Genomic DNA, 16776 nt, shown 5'->3' with positions numbered 1-16776 from the left:
ACCATGAAAATCCTCTATCTCTCCACACTCGACATCATGGGCGGCGCGGCGCGCGGGGCCTACCGGCTGCACCGCGGGCTGCTCGACAAGGGCGTGGACTCCACCATGCTCTGCGCCATGAAATTCAGCGACGACCCGACCGTCTTGGGACCAAGATCCGTCTGGGAACGACGGTACTGGAACTTTCGCCACTGGGTCGAGAAGGGTGTGCTCCGTTTACAACGCACCACCAACCCGATCATCCATTCGGTGAACATGCTGCCGACAGGCAATGGACGACGGGTAAATGAATTTGACGCCGATATCGTCCAGTTGCACTGGATCGGCTCGGAGATGATCTCGATCAGGGAAGTGGCCGCGATTCAAAAGCCCATTGTCTGGCGGCTGGCCGACCAGTGGGCTTTCAGCGGTGCCGAGCACTATGCCCTTGCCGGTCAGGTTGAGCGCTACATTCACGGTTACACCGCGGAGAACAGACCCCGGGAATACGGTGGTCCGGATGTGGACAGTTGGGTCTGGAAACGCAAAATGAAGCACTGGCTGGACAAGGAAATGACCATCATTACCGGTTCCAGGTGGCTGGCCGAGTGCGCCAAACGCAGTCGCCTGTTCCAAAACAAGCGAGTGGAAGCGGTCAAAAGCGGTATCGATATATCGGTATACAAACCGATCGGTCGCACTGAGGCCAGAAAACTGCTGAACCTCCCTCAGGACAAGAAACTCATCCTGTTCGGCGCACTCTCGGCCACCAGCGACCCGCGCAAGGGATTCCACCTGCTCTCCCCGGCCCTGCGCGACGTGGCCTCGGCCTTTTCCGGCCAAGTGGAGGCCCTGGTCCTCGGCTCGTCCAGGCCGACCGACGCGCCGGACTTCGGCATGCCCGTGCACTACATTCCCAAGCTGTCGGACGACGTCAGCCTGGCCCTGACCTATTCCGCCGCCGACGTGCTGGTCGCCCCGTCGACCATGGACAACCTGCCCTTCTCGGTCATGGAGGCCCAGGCCTGCGGGACGCCGTGCGTGGCCTTCGACATCGGCGGCCTGCCGGACATGATCGACCACCAGGCCAACGGCTGGCTTGCCCGGCCGTTTGAAACCGACGACCTGGCCGAGGGCATGAAGACGATCCTGGGCGACGATTCCGTCCGCGCCGCGTGGTCGCGGGCGGGCAGGGACAAGGCCGTGGCCGAATACGACGTCGCGGTCCAGGCGGACGCATATATTGCCATCTACAGAGAAATTCTCGCCGGGCAATAGTCTCCCGGAAAGGTCTGTACGCATGAAAAAAATTCTTGTCACCGGCGGTTGCGGATTCATCGGCGCCAATCTCCTCCCCATGCTCCTGGACAGGGAGTACGAGGTCCGGGTCCTGGACAGCCTGATCCTGGGCAGCCGGGACTACATCAAGGGGCTGGACGTCGAGTTCGTCCAGGGCGACATCCGCGACGCGGGCGATGCGGCCCGCGCGGTCAGGGGCGTGGACACGGTCATCCACCTGGCGGCCTTCGGATCGGTGGTGGCCTCCGTGGAAGACCCCAAAACCAATTTCGACATGAACCCCGGCGGCACGCTGAACATGCTCCAGGCGTCGGTGGAAGCCGGGGTGGAGCAGTTCGTGTTCTCCTCCACCGGCGGGGCGCTCATCGGCAACGCCGAGCCGCCGGTGAACGAGCAATCCCTGCCCAAGCCGATCTCGCCCTACGGCGCGGGCAAGCTGGCCTGCGAAGGCTACCTGAACGCCTTTGCCGGGTCCTACGGCCTGCGCACCAAGATCATGCGCTTCGCCAACGTGTACGGGCCCTACAGCGGCCACAAGCTGGGCGCGGTCACGGCCTTCATCAAGGCGGTGCACGCCAATGAGCCCATCGTGCTCTTCGGGGACGGATCGGCCAGCCGCGACTTCCTGTACACCGACGACCTGTGCCGGGGCATCACCGGCGTGGCCGAGGCCGACCTCGCGCCCGCCACGGTGCTCCATCTGGCCTCGGGGAACGAGACCACGGTCCTTGAGCTGGCCCGCCTCGTGGCCGCCACCGGGGGCAGGCCGGACCATGAGATAGTGCTCAGGGACGCCCGGCCCGGCGAGGTGCAGCGCAACTTCGCCGCCTTTGACCTGGCCCGCGAGACCATCGGCTTCAACCCGTCCACCGGGCTGGAGGAAGGCTTGGCGCGGACCTGGGACTGGTTCCGGGAACATGTCCTGTAGGCCGGATTGGCCCGCCTTTTGCTTTATCCGAAAAGTACATCACCACTTCGGAGGAATCGGGTAGAATGAACGGACATGTCATAATTCTCGGCGGCGACGGATTCTGCGGCTGGCCTACGGCCCTGGGCTTTTCCCAGGCAGGCTACGACGTCACCATCGTGGACAATCTTTCACGCCGTAAAATTGACGTGGAACTCGAATGCGAGTCCCTCACGCCCATCCAGCCCATCCACCGGCGCATTGCCGCATGGGCGAACAAGACGGGCAAAACGATCAATTACGTCAACCTCGACGTGGCCGTGCAGTACCACAAGCTGCTCTCCCTGATCGAGGAGACCCGCCCCACCGCCATGATCCATTTCGCCGAGCAGCGGGCCGCGCCCTATTCCATGAAGAACAGCTTCTGCAAGCGGTACACGGTGGGCAACAACATCAACGCCACCCACAACGTGCTGGCGGCCATCGTGGAATCGGGCGTGGACGTCCACCTGGTCCACCTCGGCACCATGGGCGTATACGGTTACGGGACTGCGGGCATGCCCATCCCCGAAGGCTACCTCAAGGCCGTGGTGGAAGGGTCCGAAGGCCCCCAGGAAATCGAGATCCTCTATCCGGCCAACCCGGGCAGCGTCTACCACATGACCAAGACCCAGGACGCCCTGATGTTCTACTATTACAACAAGAACGACCGGCTGCGGATCACCGACCTGCACCAGGGGGTGGTCTGGGGCACCAACACGGCCGAGACCATGCTGGATGAGGCCCTCATCAATCGGTACGACTACGACGGCGACTACGGCACGGTCCTCAACCGCTTCCTCATGCAGTCCGTCATCGGCCATCCGCTCACGGTCTACGGCTGCGGCGGACAGACCCGCGCCTTCATCCACATTTCCGACACGGTCAAATGCATCCGGCTGGCCGTGGAAAACCCGCCCGCCCACGGCGACAGGGTACAGATATTCAACCAGGCCACCGAGACCCGCACCGTGCGCGACCTGGCCGAGATCGTGGCCGAACAGACCGGGGCCGAGGTCCGCTACTACAAGAACCCGCGCCGCGAGGACGCGGTCAACCAGCTCCAGGTGGAGAACGGCAAATTCCTCGGCCTCGGGCTCAAGCCCACAACCCTGGGCAACGGGTTGATGCAGGAAGTCATCAGTATCGCGGAAAAGTACAAGGACCGGTGCGACACGACCAAGATCATCACGGATTCCCTGTGGACCGGCGACATGGAAGTGGACCGGAAAGGCTCGAAAGAGCCCTGCGCCTAGGCGGCTTCACCTGCGCACTCTCCTCGCGGGACACGGCGGGAAACCCGCCCGCTGCGCCGTGCGGGCCGAATCAGCACCGGCATGGCCACGGCCGTCGGTCCGGCCTTGAGTGGGGAGAATTCATTCCTTTTGGAATAACAATTTCGTGCGGGGCGGATTCACGCCCGCCATCATGGCCCAAGCCTGTTATTCGACTTTCTTGAATCGTCCGGAATAGCAGGCTTTTTCCTTGTGGAAGTGGACGATGTCCATCCCAGCCTCCTCGATCCAGCCCCGGAACTCCTCCTCGGAGTAGCGGAAGGCCTGGGACGGTGAATACCAGTCGTAGTTGGTCATGAGACTGTTTTCCTCGCCCAGCTCCTCGTTCCAGAAGCACTTCATGAAATTCCAATACAGGAACCGTTGCACGGTCATTTTGCCGCCCTCAATGCCGAAAGCGGGAATGTCCGGGATCTCGACCTCCTGGTCCACGGCGCTCAGGACTTTTCCCAGTTCGGTTATCTGCCGGGACAGTTCCATCAGCTCCTCATGGCTGTACTGCTTGCACGCGTCCCTGAAGTACTCGTCCAGAAGCTCCCGGGGAAGCGCCTTCTTCCTGTACACATAGACCGAGGCGTCCCTCCGGGGTTTGGTCACGCGGACCAGTTCCCGGAAGGTCGCATGCGGGTCCGCCGTGTGCTGTATGACCTGATCGCAGGAGACATAGTCGAAAACGTCGTCCGCAAACATGTCCAGGTTGCCGATGTCGCACCGAAGAAACAGGAGGTTGGGGAGGTGGCGATACTGTTTCGACGCATTGACCACGGAAGCCGAGATGTCGGCGGCCACCACGATCGCGTCCGGGCACAGCTCGGCGAACCACGCGGCCTTGTATCCGAGGCCGGCCCCGGCATCCAGAATGAACCGGCAGCCCGAGAGATATTCCTTCAGCCCGGCTTCGCTTTCAAAGCCGTAGAGCTTGAGATACCACGCCTTCTGCCGTTGCACGCGACGCTCGAAACCGTCCGCTTCGTAGTCGAACCGGCTCCATTTGTTGGAGAAGGCATCGGCGGTCTGCTCCTGCGTGTCGCAAAACTCCCGGCCGGTCGCGGCGATGAGATTGTCCGCGATCACGACCTCGTTATAGCCGGGAACGATGAAGGGGGCTATTTCGCTGTGTGCGCTCATGGTCTGTACCTTGTCTTGCCCATTAGATGTCCACGATAAAACCCGTGCCGCCAGTCGGCAGCACTACTGAAACACGATGTCGCTGTTTTTCTCGGCCCACAGGGCCAGCACCAGGAGCAGCCAGACGTGCTGGGAGTTGTCCAGTCCCTGCTCGTGCATGCGGACGTGCCGCTCCACCTCGCTGCGCTCCAGCCAGTCGAACAGCGGCGAGCTGCCGGTCAGCAACAGGTCGGTCAGCATCTCCCAGCCCAACTGTCCGGGCGAAGTCCAGTCGGCGCGCGGGATGCCGAAGCCCTGTTTCCGGCGGCGGATGAACTCCGGGGAAAAGTCGTTTTCAAGGACGCGCTGCAGGGCCACCTTGCCCACGGTGCCGCCGGTGTATTTCAGCTCCTCCGGCAGCTTGGCCGCCACCTCGAGGAGTTCCCTGTCGAGCATGGCCGGACGCACTTCCAACCCGTGATACATGCTGGCCGTATCCACCTTGGCGAGCACGGCTCCCGGCAGGTAGGTCTCGAAATCCATGGATTGGCAATAACCCATTCCCGAAGCCTTCCTCGCATGGCCGTATGCCGCATCGAAAAGCGATGACGGCGTGTCCGGCAGATGGCGGTGCTCCGGTCGCCACAGCCTCATCCGCTGCGGATAGAACGTATAGCAGACGAAACGGGTCCACGCCTCGGGGCCGAAGCCCAGCCCGTCCAGGACGGCCCGCATGGACTTGAGACGGCCCGCACGGAAGTCCATGGCCAGCTCCCGCCGTCTCGCCCGGCTCCACCTGCCGCCGTTCACCCACGCGAAGAATCGATCGTACCCGCCGAACGCCTCGTCCCCTCCGTCCCCGGAAAGCACGGTCTTGACGTGCGCCCGCGCGAGCCTGGACACATGCCAGGTGGGAATGGCGGAGGCGTCGCCAAAGGGTTCCCCGTAGTGTTCGACCAGCTCGGGCAGAACTTCCAGGGTGGTTCCCTTGATGACCTCCCCGAAAAATTCCAGCCCCAGCGTCCGGGCCGCCTTCTCGGCGTGCTCCAACTCGCTGTACCCCGCCTCGCTGAAACCGATGCTGAACGCCTTCATGGGGATGTCCGACATCCGCGAGGCCAGGGAGGCCACGCAGGTCGAGTCGATGCCGCCGGACAGGAAAATGCCCACGGGCACATCCGCCGTCATCCACCGGTCGACCGATGCGGCCAGCACCCTGTCCACGTCGGCCTGGGTGGTGGTCCCGTCCCCGTTGAAGCCGAGCCGCCAGTAACGCTCGGGCGGTTGGACCGCGCCGTCGAACTCCACGGTCAGGGTGTGCGCGGGCGGCAGTTTGTGCACGGAATGATAAATGGTGTCCGGGGCCGGGATGTACTGATAGCGAAGGAAATAATCGATGCTCTGCAAGCTCCCCCGGGGCGGAGGCCCCTCCACCTTCCGCAATGCGCCCAGAGTGGAGGCGAAAGCGAAATAGTCGCCTTCAACCCGATAATACAGCGGCTTGATGCCTGCGTGGTCCCGGGCCAGGAACAACCTGCGTGCGCCATGGTCGGCGATGCAGAAGGCGAACATGCCGTTGAACCGCCCCACACAGTCTTCGCCCCACCGGGCATAGGCATGGAGGATGACCTCGGTGTCCGATGTGGTGCGGAACCGGCAGCCCGCCTGCTCCAACTCCCGGCGCAATTCCCTGTAGTTGCAGATTTCGCCGTTGAAGGTCAGGGCCAGGTTGCCGTCCTCCGACACCATGGGCTGGCTGGCCGCATCGGAAAGATCGATGATGGAAAGCCGGGTGTGTCCCAGGGCGACCCGGTCGCGGACGCGCGTGGCCGAACCGTCCGGCCCCCGATGGTCGAGAGCCGCCGTCATGGCCGCGATCTCCCGCTCTCCCGGAGGCGGCCCGCCATGCCTGAGTATGCCCGCTATACCGCACATGTCTCTGCCGCGCCTAGGCGGGGTTCCTCAGGCGGCACCCGGCCAACCCCTCGATGATGGCCTGCACGGCCTGGTCCGGAGACAGCACCGACGTGTCCACGCCGATTTCGTACCGGGCGGGCGCTTCATAGGGGGTGTTGTACCCCGCGAGGGTGTCTATCTCCCCCGCAGCCGCCTTCTTGTACAGCCCCTTGGGGTCGCGCTGCATGCAGGTCTCTATGGGGCAGTCGATGTAGACGACCGCCAGGTTCTTCACGCAGGAAAAAGCCCGGTTCCGTGCGTTTTCGTTGGCGGTCAGGGCCGAGACGACCACGTTGACGCCCGCATCCACGCACTTGTTGGCGAGGTGGCATATGGTGTCCACCACCCGCAACCGATCCTCCGGCCTGAACCCCATGTCCTCGGGGAAAAAGTTCCTGACCTCGTCCCCGTCAAAATGCATGACCTGGACATCGTTGCTGCGCAACACCCCGACCAGCTTCTCCGACAGGGTGGTCTTGCCGGACGAGGTCGGCCCCATGATCCAGATCGCGAACGGCTGGTTGATCCCCTCCATTACATCTCCAGAATTTCGTCGAGGGTGGTGTTGTTCGTCCACTTGTCACAATGATTCATCAGGGCCCGCGTCATGGCCGCCGCTTCGACCGGGTAGTCGCCCACGGCCGTCTCCGCAGCCAGCACCAGGCCGCTGCCGCCCATGAGAATGGTGGAGACGATGTCGTTGACCTCGGCCCTTGTCGGCTCGGCCCGCGACAGCATGGACTCGAGCAGGTTGGTGGCGACGTAGACCGGCCTCTCCCAGATTCGCGCCATGGAAACGACCCTTCTCTGGAGGAAGGGTATCTTATCCAGAGGGACGCTGCGGGAAAGGTCTCCCCGGTCGATGAGCATTTCATCGGTGGCCTGGGCGATTTCCCTGAGGTTGGCCAGGGCCTCGCGGCTCTCGATCTTGGAAATGATGGTCGCCTCGGGTCCGGCCAGCTCGCGCATCTGGCGAACGCCCTCGCCGGTGTTGGCAAAGGAGAGGGCAAAATGCCTGATCCCCATCCTGCGCCCCAGGGCCACGGCCAGCCGGTCCTTGTCGGTAATGGGATCAAGCTCCACAGGACGGTTTATGTCTGCGGCCTTGTTGTTGCCCACCGCACCGCTGTGGACAACTTCCACCAAACAGTGATCGGCCTTCTGCTCCACGACCTTGAACTGCGCCATGTTGAAATCGACCTTGAGGACGTCGCCGGGATTAAATTGCCGGGCGATGCCCACCGGGGTCAGGCACAGGGTTTCCGGGTCGCTGACGCACAGCTCGAAGGGGATGCGGACAAGCGCGCCCTTTGCATATTCGACCACGCCGTCGGCCGAGGAGCCGCTGCGCATCTGCGCGCCTTCGCTGTCTATGCAGACAGGCACGTCCGTGGATGACTGGATCAGATCGAGCTGCCCCTCAAGGACGTCGATGGCCGTGTGGGACATGTTGATCCGGTAGACATAGATGTCATGAGAGTCCAGTTGGCCGATGACTTCCGGCTTCATGGAACTGGGGCCAAGGGTAACAAGCAACTTTTTCTTCATAGGAAAACCCTTTTGTCATGCATAGTGTTTCAACCATTCCTCAACCAACAACAGGGACCAGATGAAAAGGCGCCGGTTGGCCTTCCCCTCCAGGTGCTCCATGACAAGCTCCTGTACGGCTCGCTTGTCCAGATAATCAAAAATGAGTGCCTGCCGACTGAAAAGAGTCTCCCGGACATAGCGGATGCTTTCCCCTTTGAACCACGACGCATCCGGCCCCGAAAAGCCCTGCTTGATGCCGTCGCTGACAGTCTCGGGCACGTAAGGGGCAAGAGTCTTCCTGAACAGAAGCTTCCCGTCCCTGGTCTTCTGATAGTACTTCTTGAGCTTGCCCGCCTCGTTCTCGTTGATCCTGACGACCTCGTCCAGGTTGCCGAGCTTCATGCTCACCGGCAACCGCATGGCGAAATCGACCAGGTCGTTATCGAGAAACGGCACCCTGGTCTCGAGCCCATGCGCCATGGAGAGCTTGTCTTCGACGATCAGCAGGCCATGCAGGAACGTCTTGGCCTCAAAGTACAGGGAGTGGTTGATGAAATCCCTGGGCTGCCCCAGACGGCGCTGCTTGTCGGAAAACACGTCGCCGAAGATGTCCCGGGTCCAGACATGTTCGACCTCGTCCCATATCGGCGAAAGAACCCGCTTGATCTGACGGTTGGGGATCAGGCGCTGCCAGAAGACGTAGTACTTGTCGATATAGTCATCGAAGGAACCGTTGTTGACCGCGCGATAGTAGCGCCACGGATAGCCGCCGAACAGCTCGTCCCCGCCGGTCCCGGCCAGCACGACCTTGCAAAACCGGCTCGCCAGGGACGCTGCGTAGTAGTTCGGATAGCTTTGCCCGACACGGGGTTCTTCCATGTGCCAGGCGATGGAAGGGAGAGCACGCTCCATATCCCCCGACTTGAGGACCATCTCGTAGTGTTCGGTCTTCAACAGGTAGGACAGGTGCTCCGCCTTTTCCCGCTCGTCAAAAGCGACCTCCAGGCCCGTGGCCGAGTGCATGTCGAACCCGCAGGTAAAACTCTTGATGTAGGGAATCTCCTGCGCTGCAAAGGCGGTTATCGCCCCCGAATCAATACCCCCGCTCAAATAGGCGGAGACCTCCACGTCGCTGACCATCTGTCTTTTCACGGCCCGGCTGAACAGGTAGTCCAACTCCTCTATGTACTCCTCCTCGCTCAGGGGAGTGTCAGGCTCTTGAAAATCGTAGTCCCAGTAACGCTCGACGGACAACGTTCCCCCGGCGGAGACAAACCCGCGGCAGCCTGCGGGAAAGAGCTTCACCCGCTTGAAAAAGGTCCTGTCCGTGAACAGATTCTGAAAGGTGAAATATTCGAGCATGGCCTCGGAATCCAGGCTGCGCTCGAAACCGGGCATAGACAAAAAGGCCTTTTGCTCCGAGGCGAAGGCAAAACAATCCCTGGCGGTGCAGTAGTACAACGGCTTGATGCCGTATCGGTCCCTGGCGAGAAACAGACGCTGCCTGCGGGTATCCCAGATGGCCAGGGCAAACATGCCGTTGAACCGCTCGACGCAAGCCGGCCCCCAGGCCGCGTACGCCGCCAGGACCACCTCGGTGTCCGAGGCTGAACGGAAGGCATGGCCCTCGGCCTGCAGCTCCCGGCGCAACTCGCGGAAATTGTAGACCTCGCCGTTGTAGGAGATCACATGGGAACGGTCCGCGCTCACCATGGGCTGGGCCCCGGCGTCCGACAGGTCGAGAATGGCCAGGCGGCGATGCCCAAAACCGATGGGACCGTCAATATAATGACCTGCCCCGTCCGGCCCTCGATGCGCCAGGGCGTCCATCATGGGTTCAAGCGATTGTCTCGTCGGGGAAATGCCCGTATGGGACAGTATCCCGCAGATGCCACACATTTTTCGCCCAGCCCTTCCTTTTTTCGGAGGCGATGCCCGCCCCTTCAACGCCGATTCGGCATTTAATTATTAAACGATCAAAAATGTCCCTCAGGAAAAACAAGCACAATGTATGCCATCGGCTCCTCCCGGAGGGTCAATCCAGTCAATTAAACGGATAGCAGAAAAACCAGGGGTAGTACTTCAGGATCTCGTCCGCGCCCAGCTCCAACAACCGAGGCCGGTAGACCTTGATGTGGTACTCATAGGCATGGTCCACGGCCGCCCACTGCCTCTTGAACCTGTACAGCCCTTCCTGCGAGGGCCAGGTTCCCCCGAAGTTCCAGAAGCGGCAGCCGTCCCGGCGGCTGTCGAGAAGGGACTCGTAAATGAGCAATTGCAGGCCGAAAAGCGAAGACTTTTCAGGTTCATACACGGGAACCAGATATTCGCCGCAGATTCCGCCGGTGGAGTATATGAGCCCCGCGCACGGGGCCGACTCATGCTCCGCCACCAGGATTTTCAACCCCGCGCCGCCATGCAGCGATCCCTTCATGCAGTCAAAAAAAGCAGGCGGCTTGGGCGTCCCGTTGAGCGCGGCCATGCTCGAACGATGGACCGCTTCGAACCACTGCCAATCGGCATCGCCCCCCGGCCTGACCGTCACGCCCTTTTTCCCGGCGCTGCGGATGTTCCGTTGCTTGCTGTTGTGCAGCAATCCGAACAGGTCCTCGTCACAAGCCGGCAACTCCGTCACCTGGGCTGTCCGGGCCAGGGGCGCTTCCGTAGCCCAGCCCGCCAGGGCGCCGCCCGTGTCGTCGAGGGGGCTGGTGACAATGGTGGCTGAAACGACGCCATGGGCCGCCGCGAACTCGTCCAGGGCCTCGAGCATGGGACCCGCGCAGGCCGGGTCCGCCCCTTCACGGAACAGAATGCCGCCGACGCTGCCGAAGAATGGCGAGGAATTGATGACGCTTCCCCCGCCCATATCCCGCGACACGAAAAAAGGAATCGCCGCCGCGATTTCGCCGCCCTCGTCGGCGGTCACATAATTGAGGTCGGCCCCGGTGACGGCCTCAACCAAGGCAAGCCACTGGGGATGATGGTACAGCATCCAGTTGGGAACGTGCCGCAGGAACCTGTCGTAGCCGGACGCGTTGTTCGTGATTTTTATGTGCATTTGACGCTGTGGCCCGAGGGGAGAAGCATGGCGCTCTCCATTGCTTGCAGGCTGCCGACCGCATTTTCGCCTTTACCACCCAACCGGCTCACATGCGGCCCGCATCCCTTTGGGAAAGGATGACTATTTATTCCCAACTTGCATAAAAATGGCAAGGCTTATCGTCCGCGGCTTCACGCCCTGAACTTGGAATGAAAGATGCATGGATCATTCACAGACTAAACATTTTCTTTCGACCGACCGATTATTGGTATAACACTTGGCGCACGTGCCCGGAGCGGCACCTCCAACCGGCAACCTGAAAAAAACGCATATGACGGCCAGCATCCACGGACTTTACATAACCCTCGATCAAGACTGGGCTCCGGACTGGGTGGTCATCCGGATCGCAACGCTGCTGGCGGAGAAACGGGTCCGGGCGACCTGGTTCATCACGCACGACTCCGAAGCGCTGGAATTCCTTCGCAGCCATCCGGATCTCTTTGAATTGGGCATTCACCCCAACTGCCTTCAGGGATCGACCCAGGGGGAGGATGAGCGCAGCGTGCTTTCGAACTTGAAAGCCATTGTGCCCGAGGCCGTCTGCATGCGTTCCCACAGCCTGTACCAGCACTCGCGATTTCTGCGCATGGCGGCCATGGACTTCGGCATCCGGATCGAATCGAATGTGTTCCTGCCGTTTCATGAGCACCTCAGGATCACTCCGCACAACTACTCGCCCGAGACAACCCTCTATCGCGCCCCCATGTATTGGGCGGACGACTATTTCGCTACCGGCGAACCCCTGAGCTGGGATGTCGACCGACTCGGCCTCCACGGCCCCGGGTTGAAGGTTGTCGCATTCCACCCCATACATCTGGCCGTGAACACGAGCTCCATAACGGCATACAGGGCCCTCAACCTTACCGACATTCCGAAGCTGTCCGAGGCCGACGCCGCAGGCATGGCCGGGGACAAGCCCGGCGCAATGAATCTCTTCACCCAACTGCTCGACAGGCATGGCCTGGAGGCAAAAAAACTCTCGGAATCGATAGAGCCGCAATGAGCACTTTCCCGACCAAGAAAATCCTGCTGCAGGGCATGTCCAGGAACGGCAACAGCCTCGTCTACCAGAGCCTGATGTCCAACGAGGCCTTTGCGCTCTACCCCGGCAGAATTCCCTTTCCCTTTCCCCCCAGGAGATTCTGGCCCGCATTCGGCTACGAACCGGAGACTGCGGCAAACCTGTTCGATCTTTTCACGGAGGAACAATACGTCTTTGCCGGAGACTGCTGGGAGGAATCCCGGTCGTTCAGCATGTCAAAGACGGACGTATTGGACACGCAGGCCATGAAGGAGGCCTTCTGCGGCACCTTCTCCTCCCCCGAAGAAATCATTTCCCCGGAAAAGCTGCCGACCGCCTTCAGCGCCTTCACCCAGGTCTTTTTCGACGCCAGCAAGGAGCAGCGGGGTTTCGGCTACTCGCCGAACGCGCAATACCTGCTCATGGATTCGGACATGTCGTTCAACTGCTCGCCGAAAGCATTCCAGCGGGCCCTCGGGGATGACACGACATTCATACAGATCATTCGAAACTTCCCGGATGTCCTGGCCTCCAGAAAGAACCTGCTCCTCTTCCACGACGGGTTCCGAGGCGACCCGACCGAAAAGACCCTTCGCTTCAACATTATCCATGCGGAGTTCATCCGCTGGGTCTGGAGTCTTGCGGCCTGCCGCATCAACCACGGCCAGGCTCCCGACTCATACATCCCCATTCACTTTGAAAGCATGCTGAAAAACCGGAAGTTGGTCGTCAGCTGGCTGTGTGACAGGCTGGGGGTCCCGTTTGTCGAATCCATGCTGGATTCGGAGCGCTCTCAGCCAAACAACTACCTGAAAAAACATGGAAAGACGCTACCGTTCAACACGTTGAAGGCAGTCTCCGGCGATGCGTCGGTGAAGCGGACGGGAACAGGCGGGATGACATTCAACGACCGGGAGAAAGACTTCATCGCGTCCATGCTCGACGGCTTCGACTTCAGCCCCTTCGACAGTCTCGACCGGACGGACTTCAGTGAAGGCGTAAGCCTGTTCTGCGAGCGCAACAGTCGCTATATTGAAGAGGAATTCCTGCTCAGAAGATGGGCAAGGCTCCACGCCGACCTCGACCATCCGCAAGTCATGGAAGAGTTTTCCCACTACCATTTCGGCAGCGCTCCCGTGAATGCCTTTTCCTCGTAAACACCAAAAAGAGCCACGCCATGCTGCACCAAAGAATACAGGAAATCGACGCCCGACTGAACGACGTCGCCTCTGCTGCGGCAGCCGAACATGCATCCCTGTTCGCTCCCAGGGAGCTGGAATTTCTTGAGCGCATACTCGCCGGGGGAGTGGCCAAGTACGTTGACCGTCTCATCGCCGCCGGAATGGCGGATCACAGGGCAGTCCTCGACGCGGGATGCGGCTTCGGCCAATGGTCCATAGCCCTGTGTCTGCTCAACACGTCGGTTGTGGCCGTAGACCGTCATCCCGGGCGGACCGCATTCCTGTCGTCGGTGGCCGGGGAATTCGGCCTGGACAACATTTCGGTGCACACGGGCGACGTGACGGCTACGGGATTCGACGACGCGGCCTTTGACGCGGTCTTTTCCTATTCCGTATTGCCCTTTGCCCCCTGGCGCGAAGCCATTGACGAATACACCCGGGTCCTCGGCAAGGGGGGCAGGCTGTACGTCAATGCCAACGGCTTGGGCTGGTACGCCTACCTGTGGCGCGAACAGCACAACAAGACCGACAGCTACGACCCGCAGGCCATTGCCGCCCGCGCCCTGACCAACACCCTTGCATACCGGAACACGGGCTCGGGAGAACCGGGCCATGACATAATCATCGAACCCGATGAACTCGTGTCGGCCCTCCAGGGCCGGGCATATACGGACATCGAATGGGGAGAGGAAGGGACCGTCACGCTGCCCGGCAAGGACAAGAAACCTTTCGCCTGCGGCAGCTACAACGGCATGACGGCCATCTACGAGATTCTGGCCACCCGCTCATGACCACCGGCCACAGGGCGACAACCATCTTACCCACCACACCATAATGATATATCTAATCCTCATTCTTTTCTTTCTCGTCAAAATCCAGATTCGCAGAACATATCCGATGGCGCTGAGCTACGACACGCTGTGCCATCTCGATTACACAAAAAGAATCAAGAAAAACAACGGGCGGTTCCTGGACACGGCCCTGCGCAACCGTCCGTATCCCTTCATGTACCCGTACGCATATCACGCCCTGCTCGCACGGGTCCCCGAACAATGGATGTATCGCCTGGAAATGGGCTCATCAGCCTTTTTCGACGCCCTGTCGACGCTCATCGTCTACCACATGACCGCATGGATGAGCGCCTCCAACCCGACGCTTTTCCCTGACCACGCGCCCCTGATCACGGCCCTCCTGTTCGCCTTCTCGCCCGCCCTCGTCCGAATCGGGTCGGGACCGCGATCCTTTGCGGGCACGCCGAGAGTCATGGGGGAATTCATTTACCTGGCGCATATCGCCCTCTTTCAGATCGCCGTCACATCCGGTTCATACCTGGCGGGGGCGGGGTCCATGCTGGCCGGAGCCCTGCTGATCATCACCTCGAAATTCGGCAACCAGACCCTGGCCTTCATCTCCATTGCCCTGGCCTGGTTCTGCACGCCCCTGTACCTGCTTTTCATGGCCGGGAGCATCGCGCTTTCCGTAGCGCTTTTCCGCAAGCACCCCCTGCTCGTCATCAGGGGCCAGATCTGGCACTCCATCTGGTATCACAAGTTCTATCAGCACGTGTTCACCGGCTTCGGCCCGCGGAAGTTCGCGGACTACATCACTTCATGGAAAAATCACGGGCTGCCCAAGATCCGTGCAAAGAACCTCAAGGGATTCCTCTTCTGGTGCCTGGATGAACAATACCCCGTCCATCTCGTAGTGGTCTGCTTCACCCCGTTGCTGTTCGCCTTTTTCGCCCCCACGGAAGCACTGGGCAAACCGGATGGCGGATTCCTGTTCGGCGCGTTTGTCGGCGGCGTCGCCGCCTGCGTCATAACCAAAATGCGGTTCGCCATGTTTCTCGGCGAGGGAGAGCGATACCTGGAGCACATCATGTACCCGATCACGGTCATGGCGGTGATGGCCCTGCACAACCATCCCGTCATACTCTGGGCACTGGTGGCCTATTCCATGGCCATGACCGTCATCTGCCTTTTCAGGGTGCCGCACCTTCTGTCCGCAAGCCAGGACAAGGTCCTCAAGATCAAGGAAGGCGTGACAGCGCTCAACAACGAACCTGAAGGCCTGGTGCTCCCCCTTGGCTACACGGGATACCACGCCCTGCTCTGGGGAAACAAACCGGTCATAGGGCTGCGTGAAGAGAAGGAATACGAGTTGATGCCCGAAGAGGACTTCAGGGCGCTCAAGGCGCACCTGCCGCTTCCCACGGAAGACTTCTCCGAAGTGCGCCGACGCTTCAGGCCGGATTACATCCTGACGGAGAAGTGGGCCTTCGACATGTACCTGGGGCTCACCAAAGACAAGGCCGCCTTCCGGGATCAATTGGAAACGATCCTGGAAAACGACCACGTGGCGCTCTTCCGCGTTGTCGGGGAGCAATAGCCCTGCTCAGTCCCGTCCCTGGTCATCCTCCAGGCCGGGGAAGAATTCCCCGAGGCGGCTCAGTATCCGCCTCCTGTCCTCGGTGTCGGGGTACACGGACGGAGTGAACGGCTCGGGAGCCGGTTGCAGCGAGCCGACCGGATATCCCCTGTGGCGCAGCCACTGCGATACCGCGTCGACCAGGTCTCCCGGTCGGGCACACACGTCGGGATAGGCCACATCAATGACCTCAAGCCCCGCCAACTGGCTGTCGAGGTCGGTGCGGATGCCGTGCAACTGTCCCGCAATCTGCCCGGCCCAGCCCCGGCCCTTGACCTGCTCGTAATTCGACGGGCGGACGCTGTGCCACTTTTCCCGATCTCCATGGTAGTCCTTGCGCATCTTCAGAATCGACAAGGCGTTGTCCACGGGGTTTCTGTGAAGCCGGATGAACAACGTGTTTTCCAATCGGCGGGCCATGCCCCTCAGATGGTTGAACGCCGCCAGTGACTGATGCACGATCGGACGCCCGAACGCATGCCCCATCTGGTTGAGAAGGCCGCACAGACCTTCCCAGTCGATCCGGTCCTCGGGGATCGGGTCGTCATAGCCGCCGAACCACCTGAACCAGAAATACGGGTACTCCCCGGGCCCCCACACCTCCGGGGTCATGCCGTACCGCGACGAGAACGACATGTCGCGGCCCTTCGGCAGCACGTCGTTCGACAGGTATATGCCGAACAGGGGAGCGTGCCAGAATCTGTTCACGATGTTGTTGATGTAGCCGATGTCGAGGCAATGGCACAGGATGCTGTTGGTCAGGACCTTGCCGGAGCGGGGCGGCCCGACGATGAATATCTGGGGAATGCCCTTGTCCGCGTCCTTGGCATAGAGCCTCTCCTGCACTGCGGACAGGGACTCGTTCATCAGTTTCAAGGATTCGAACAAGGCGCCGTCGTTATGCTTTCCCATTCATTCCTCCGATCCAAACGGGA

General features: G+C 61.0%; 14 protein-coding genes. 7 read left to right on the top strand and 7 right to left on the bottom strand.

Annotated elements, in window-relative coordinates:
• Nucleotides 1–3 precede the first annotated feature (3 nt).
• The 3 genes from OO730_RS11525 to OO730_RS11515 all read left to right on the top strand — a co-directional run bounded on the left by OO730_RS11525 (nucleotide 4) and on the right by OO730_RS11515 (nucleotide 3480).
• A complete protein-coding gene (locus OO730_RS11525) occupies nucleotides 4–1257 on the top strand; it encodes a glycosyltransferase (protein WP_264981611.1) in 1254 nt (417 codons plus the stop codon).
• A 22-nt stretch (nucleotides 1258–1279) separates the two neighbouring features.
• Nucleotides 1280–2206: an NAD-dependent epimerase/dehydratase family protein gene (locus OO730_RS11520; RefSeq protein ID WP_264981610.1), complete on the top strand. Its 927-nt coding sequence runs from the start codon at nucleotides 1280–1282 to the stop codon at nucleotides 2204–2206.
• A gap of 65 nt (nucleotides 2207–2271) precedes the next feature.
• Complete coding sequence (locus OO730_RS11515; protein ID WP_264981609.1) at nucleotides 2272–3480, top strand: NAD-dependent epimerase/dehydratase family protein; 1209 nt, start codon at nucleotides 2272–2274, stop codon at nucleotides 3478–3480.
• A 186-nt stretch (nucleotides 3481–3666) separates the two neighbouring features.
• Here the strand turns inward: OO730_RS11515 and OO730_RS11510 are convergent, their stop codons facing one another.
• The 6 genes from OO730_RS11510 to OO730_RS11485 form a co-directional block, all read right to left on the bottom strand.
• Nucleotides 3667–4647, bottom strand: coding sequence for a class I SAM-dependent methyltransferase (locus OO730_RS11510; RefSeq protein WP_264981608.1), 981 nt, complete (start codon nucleotides 4645–4647; stop codon nucleotides 3667–3669).
• 63 nt (nucleotides 4648–4710) lie between these two features.
• Nucleotides 4711–6561 (bottom strand): asparagine synthase (glutamine-hydrolyzing), encoded by a 1851-nt coding sequence (gene asnB / locus OO730_RS11505; protein WP_264981607.1) that lies wholly within the window; start codon nucleotides 6559–6561, stop codon nucleotides 4711–4713.
• 13 nt (nucleotides 6562–6574) lie between these two features.
• Nucleotides 6575–7117 (bottom strand): adenylyl-sulfate kinase, encoded by a 543-nt coding sequence (locus tag OO730_RS11500; protein WP_264981606.1) that lies wholly within the window; start codon nucleotides 7115–7117, stop codon nucleotides 6575–6577.
• On the bottom strand, nucleotides 7117–8130 hold the full coding sequence (locus OO730_RS11495) for a pyruvate kinase (RefSeq protein WP_264981605.1): 1014 nt from the start codon (nucleotides 8128–8130) through the stop codon (nucleotides 7117–7119). The genes OO730_RS11500 and OO730_RS11495 overlap by 1 nt, the downstream gene beginning before the upstream one ends.
• 15 nt (nucleotides 8131–8145) lie before the next feature.
• Complete coding sequence (gene asnB, locus OO730_RS11490; protein ID WP_264981604.1) at nucleotides 8146–10011, bottom strand: asparagine synthase (glutamine-hydrolyzing); 1866 nt, start codon at nucleotides 10009–10011, stop codon at nucleotides 8146–8148.
• A gap of 145 nt (nucleotides 10012–10156) precedes the next feature.
• Nucleotides 10157–11170, bottom strand: coding sequence for a GNAT family N-acetyltransferase (locus OO730_RS11485; protein WP_264981603.1), 1014 nt, complete (start codon nucleotides 11168–11170; stop codon nucleotides 10157–10159).
• Between the two features lie 313 nt (nucleotides 11171–11483).
• Between OO730_RS11485 and OO730_RS11480 the strand changes: the two genes are divergently transcribed.
• From OO730_RS11480 to OO730_RS11465, 4 genes are all read left to right on the top strand, one after another.
• Nucleotides 11484–12215 (top strand): polysaccharide deacetylase WbmS family protein, encoded by a 732-nt coding sequence (locus OO730_RS11480; protein ID WP_264981602.1) that lies wholly within the window; start codon nucleotides 11484–11486, stop codon nucleotides 12213–12215.
• Nucleotides 12212–13390, top strand: coding sequence for a hypothetical protein (locus OO730_RS11475; RefSeq protein ID WP_264981601.1), 1179 nt, complete (start codon nucleotides 12212–12214; stop codon nucleotides 13388–13390). Before OO730_RS11480 ends, OO730_RS11475 begins: the two co-directional genes overlap by 4 nt.
• Nucleotides 13391–13410: 20 nt before the next feature.
• Nucleotides 13411–14205 (top strand): class I SAM-dependent methyltransferase, encoded by a 795-nt coding sequence (locus tag OO730_RS11470; RefSeq protein ID WP_264981600.1) that lies wholly within the window; start codon nucleotides 13411–13413, stop codon nucleotides 14203–14205.
• Between the two features lie 106 nt (nucleotides 14206–14311).
• The gene (locus OO730_RS11465; RefSeq protein ID WP_264981599.1) at nucleotides 14312–15802 is read left to right on the top strand and encodes a hypothetical protein; all 1491 of its coding nucleotides are present in this window, start codon (nucleotides 14312–14314) and stop codon (nucleotides 15800–15802) included.
• Between the two features lie 6 nt (nucleotides 15803–15808).
• On the opposite strand, the gene OO730_RS11460 is transcribed toward OO730_RS11465, so the two are convergent.
• Entirely contained in the window at nucleotides 15809–16753 is a 945-nt protein-coding gene (locus OO730_RS11460) for a sulfotransferase (RefSeq protein WP_264981598.1), read from the bottom strand.
• Nucleotides 16754–16776 lie beyond the last annotated feature (23 nt).

The organism is Pseudodesulfovibrio portus (genome assembly GCF_026000375.1).
GTDB lineage: Bacteria > Desulfobacterota > Desulfovibrionia > Desulfovibrionales > Desulfovibrionaceae > Pseudodesulfovibrio > Pseudodesulfovibrio portus.
Note: the sequence above shows the minus strand (reverse complement) of the source record. Positions and strands in the feature narration are given on the sequence as shown.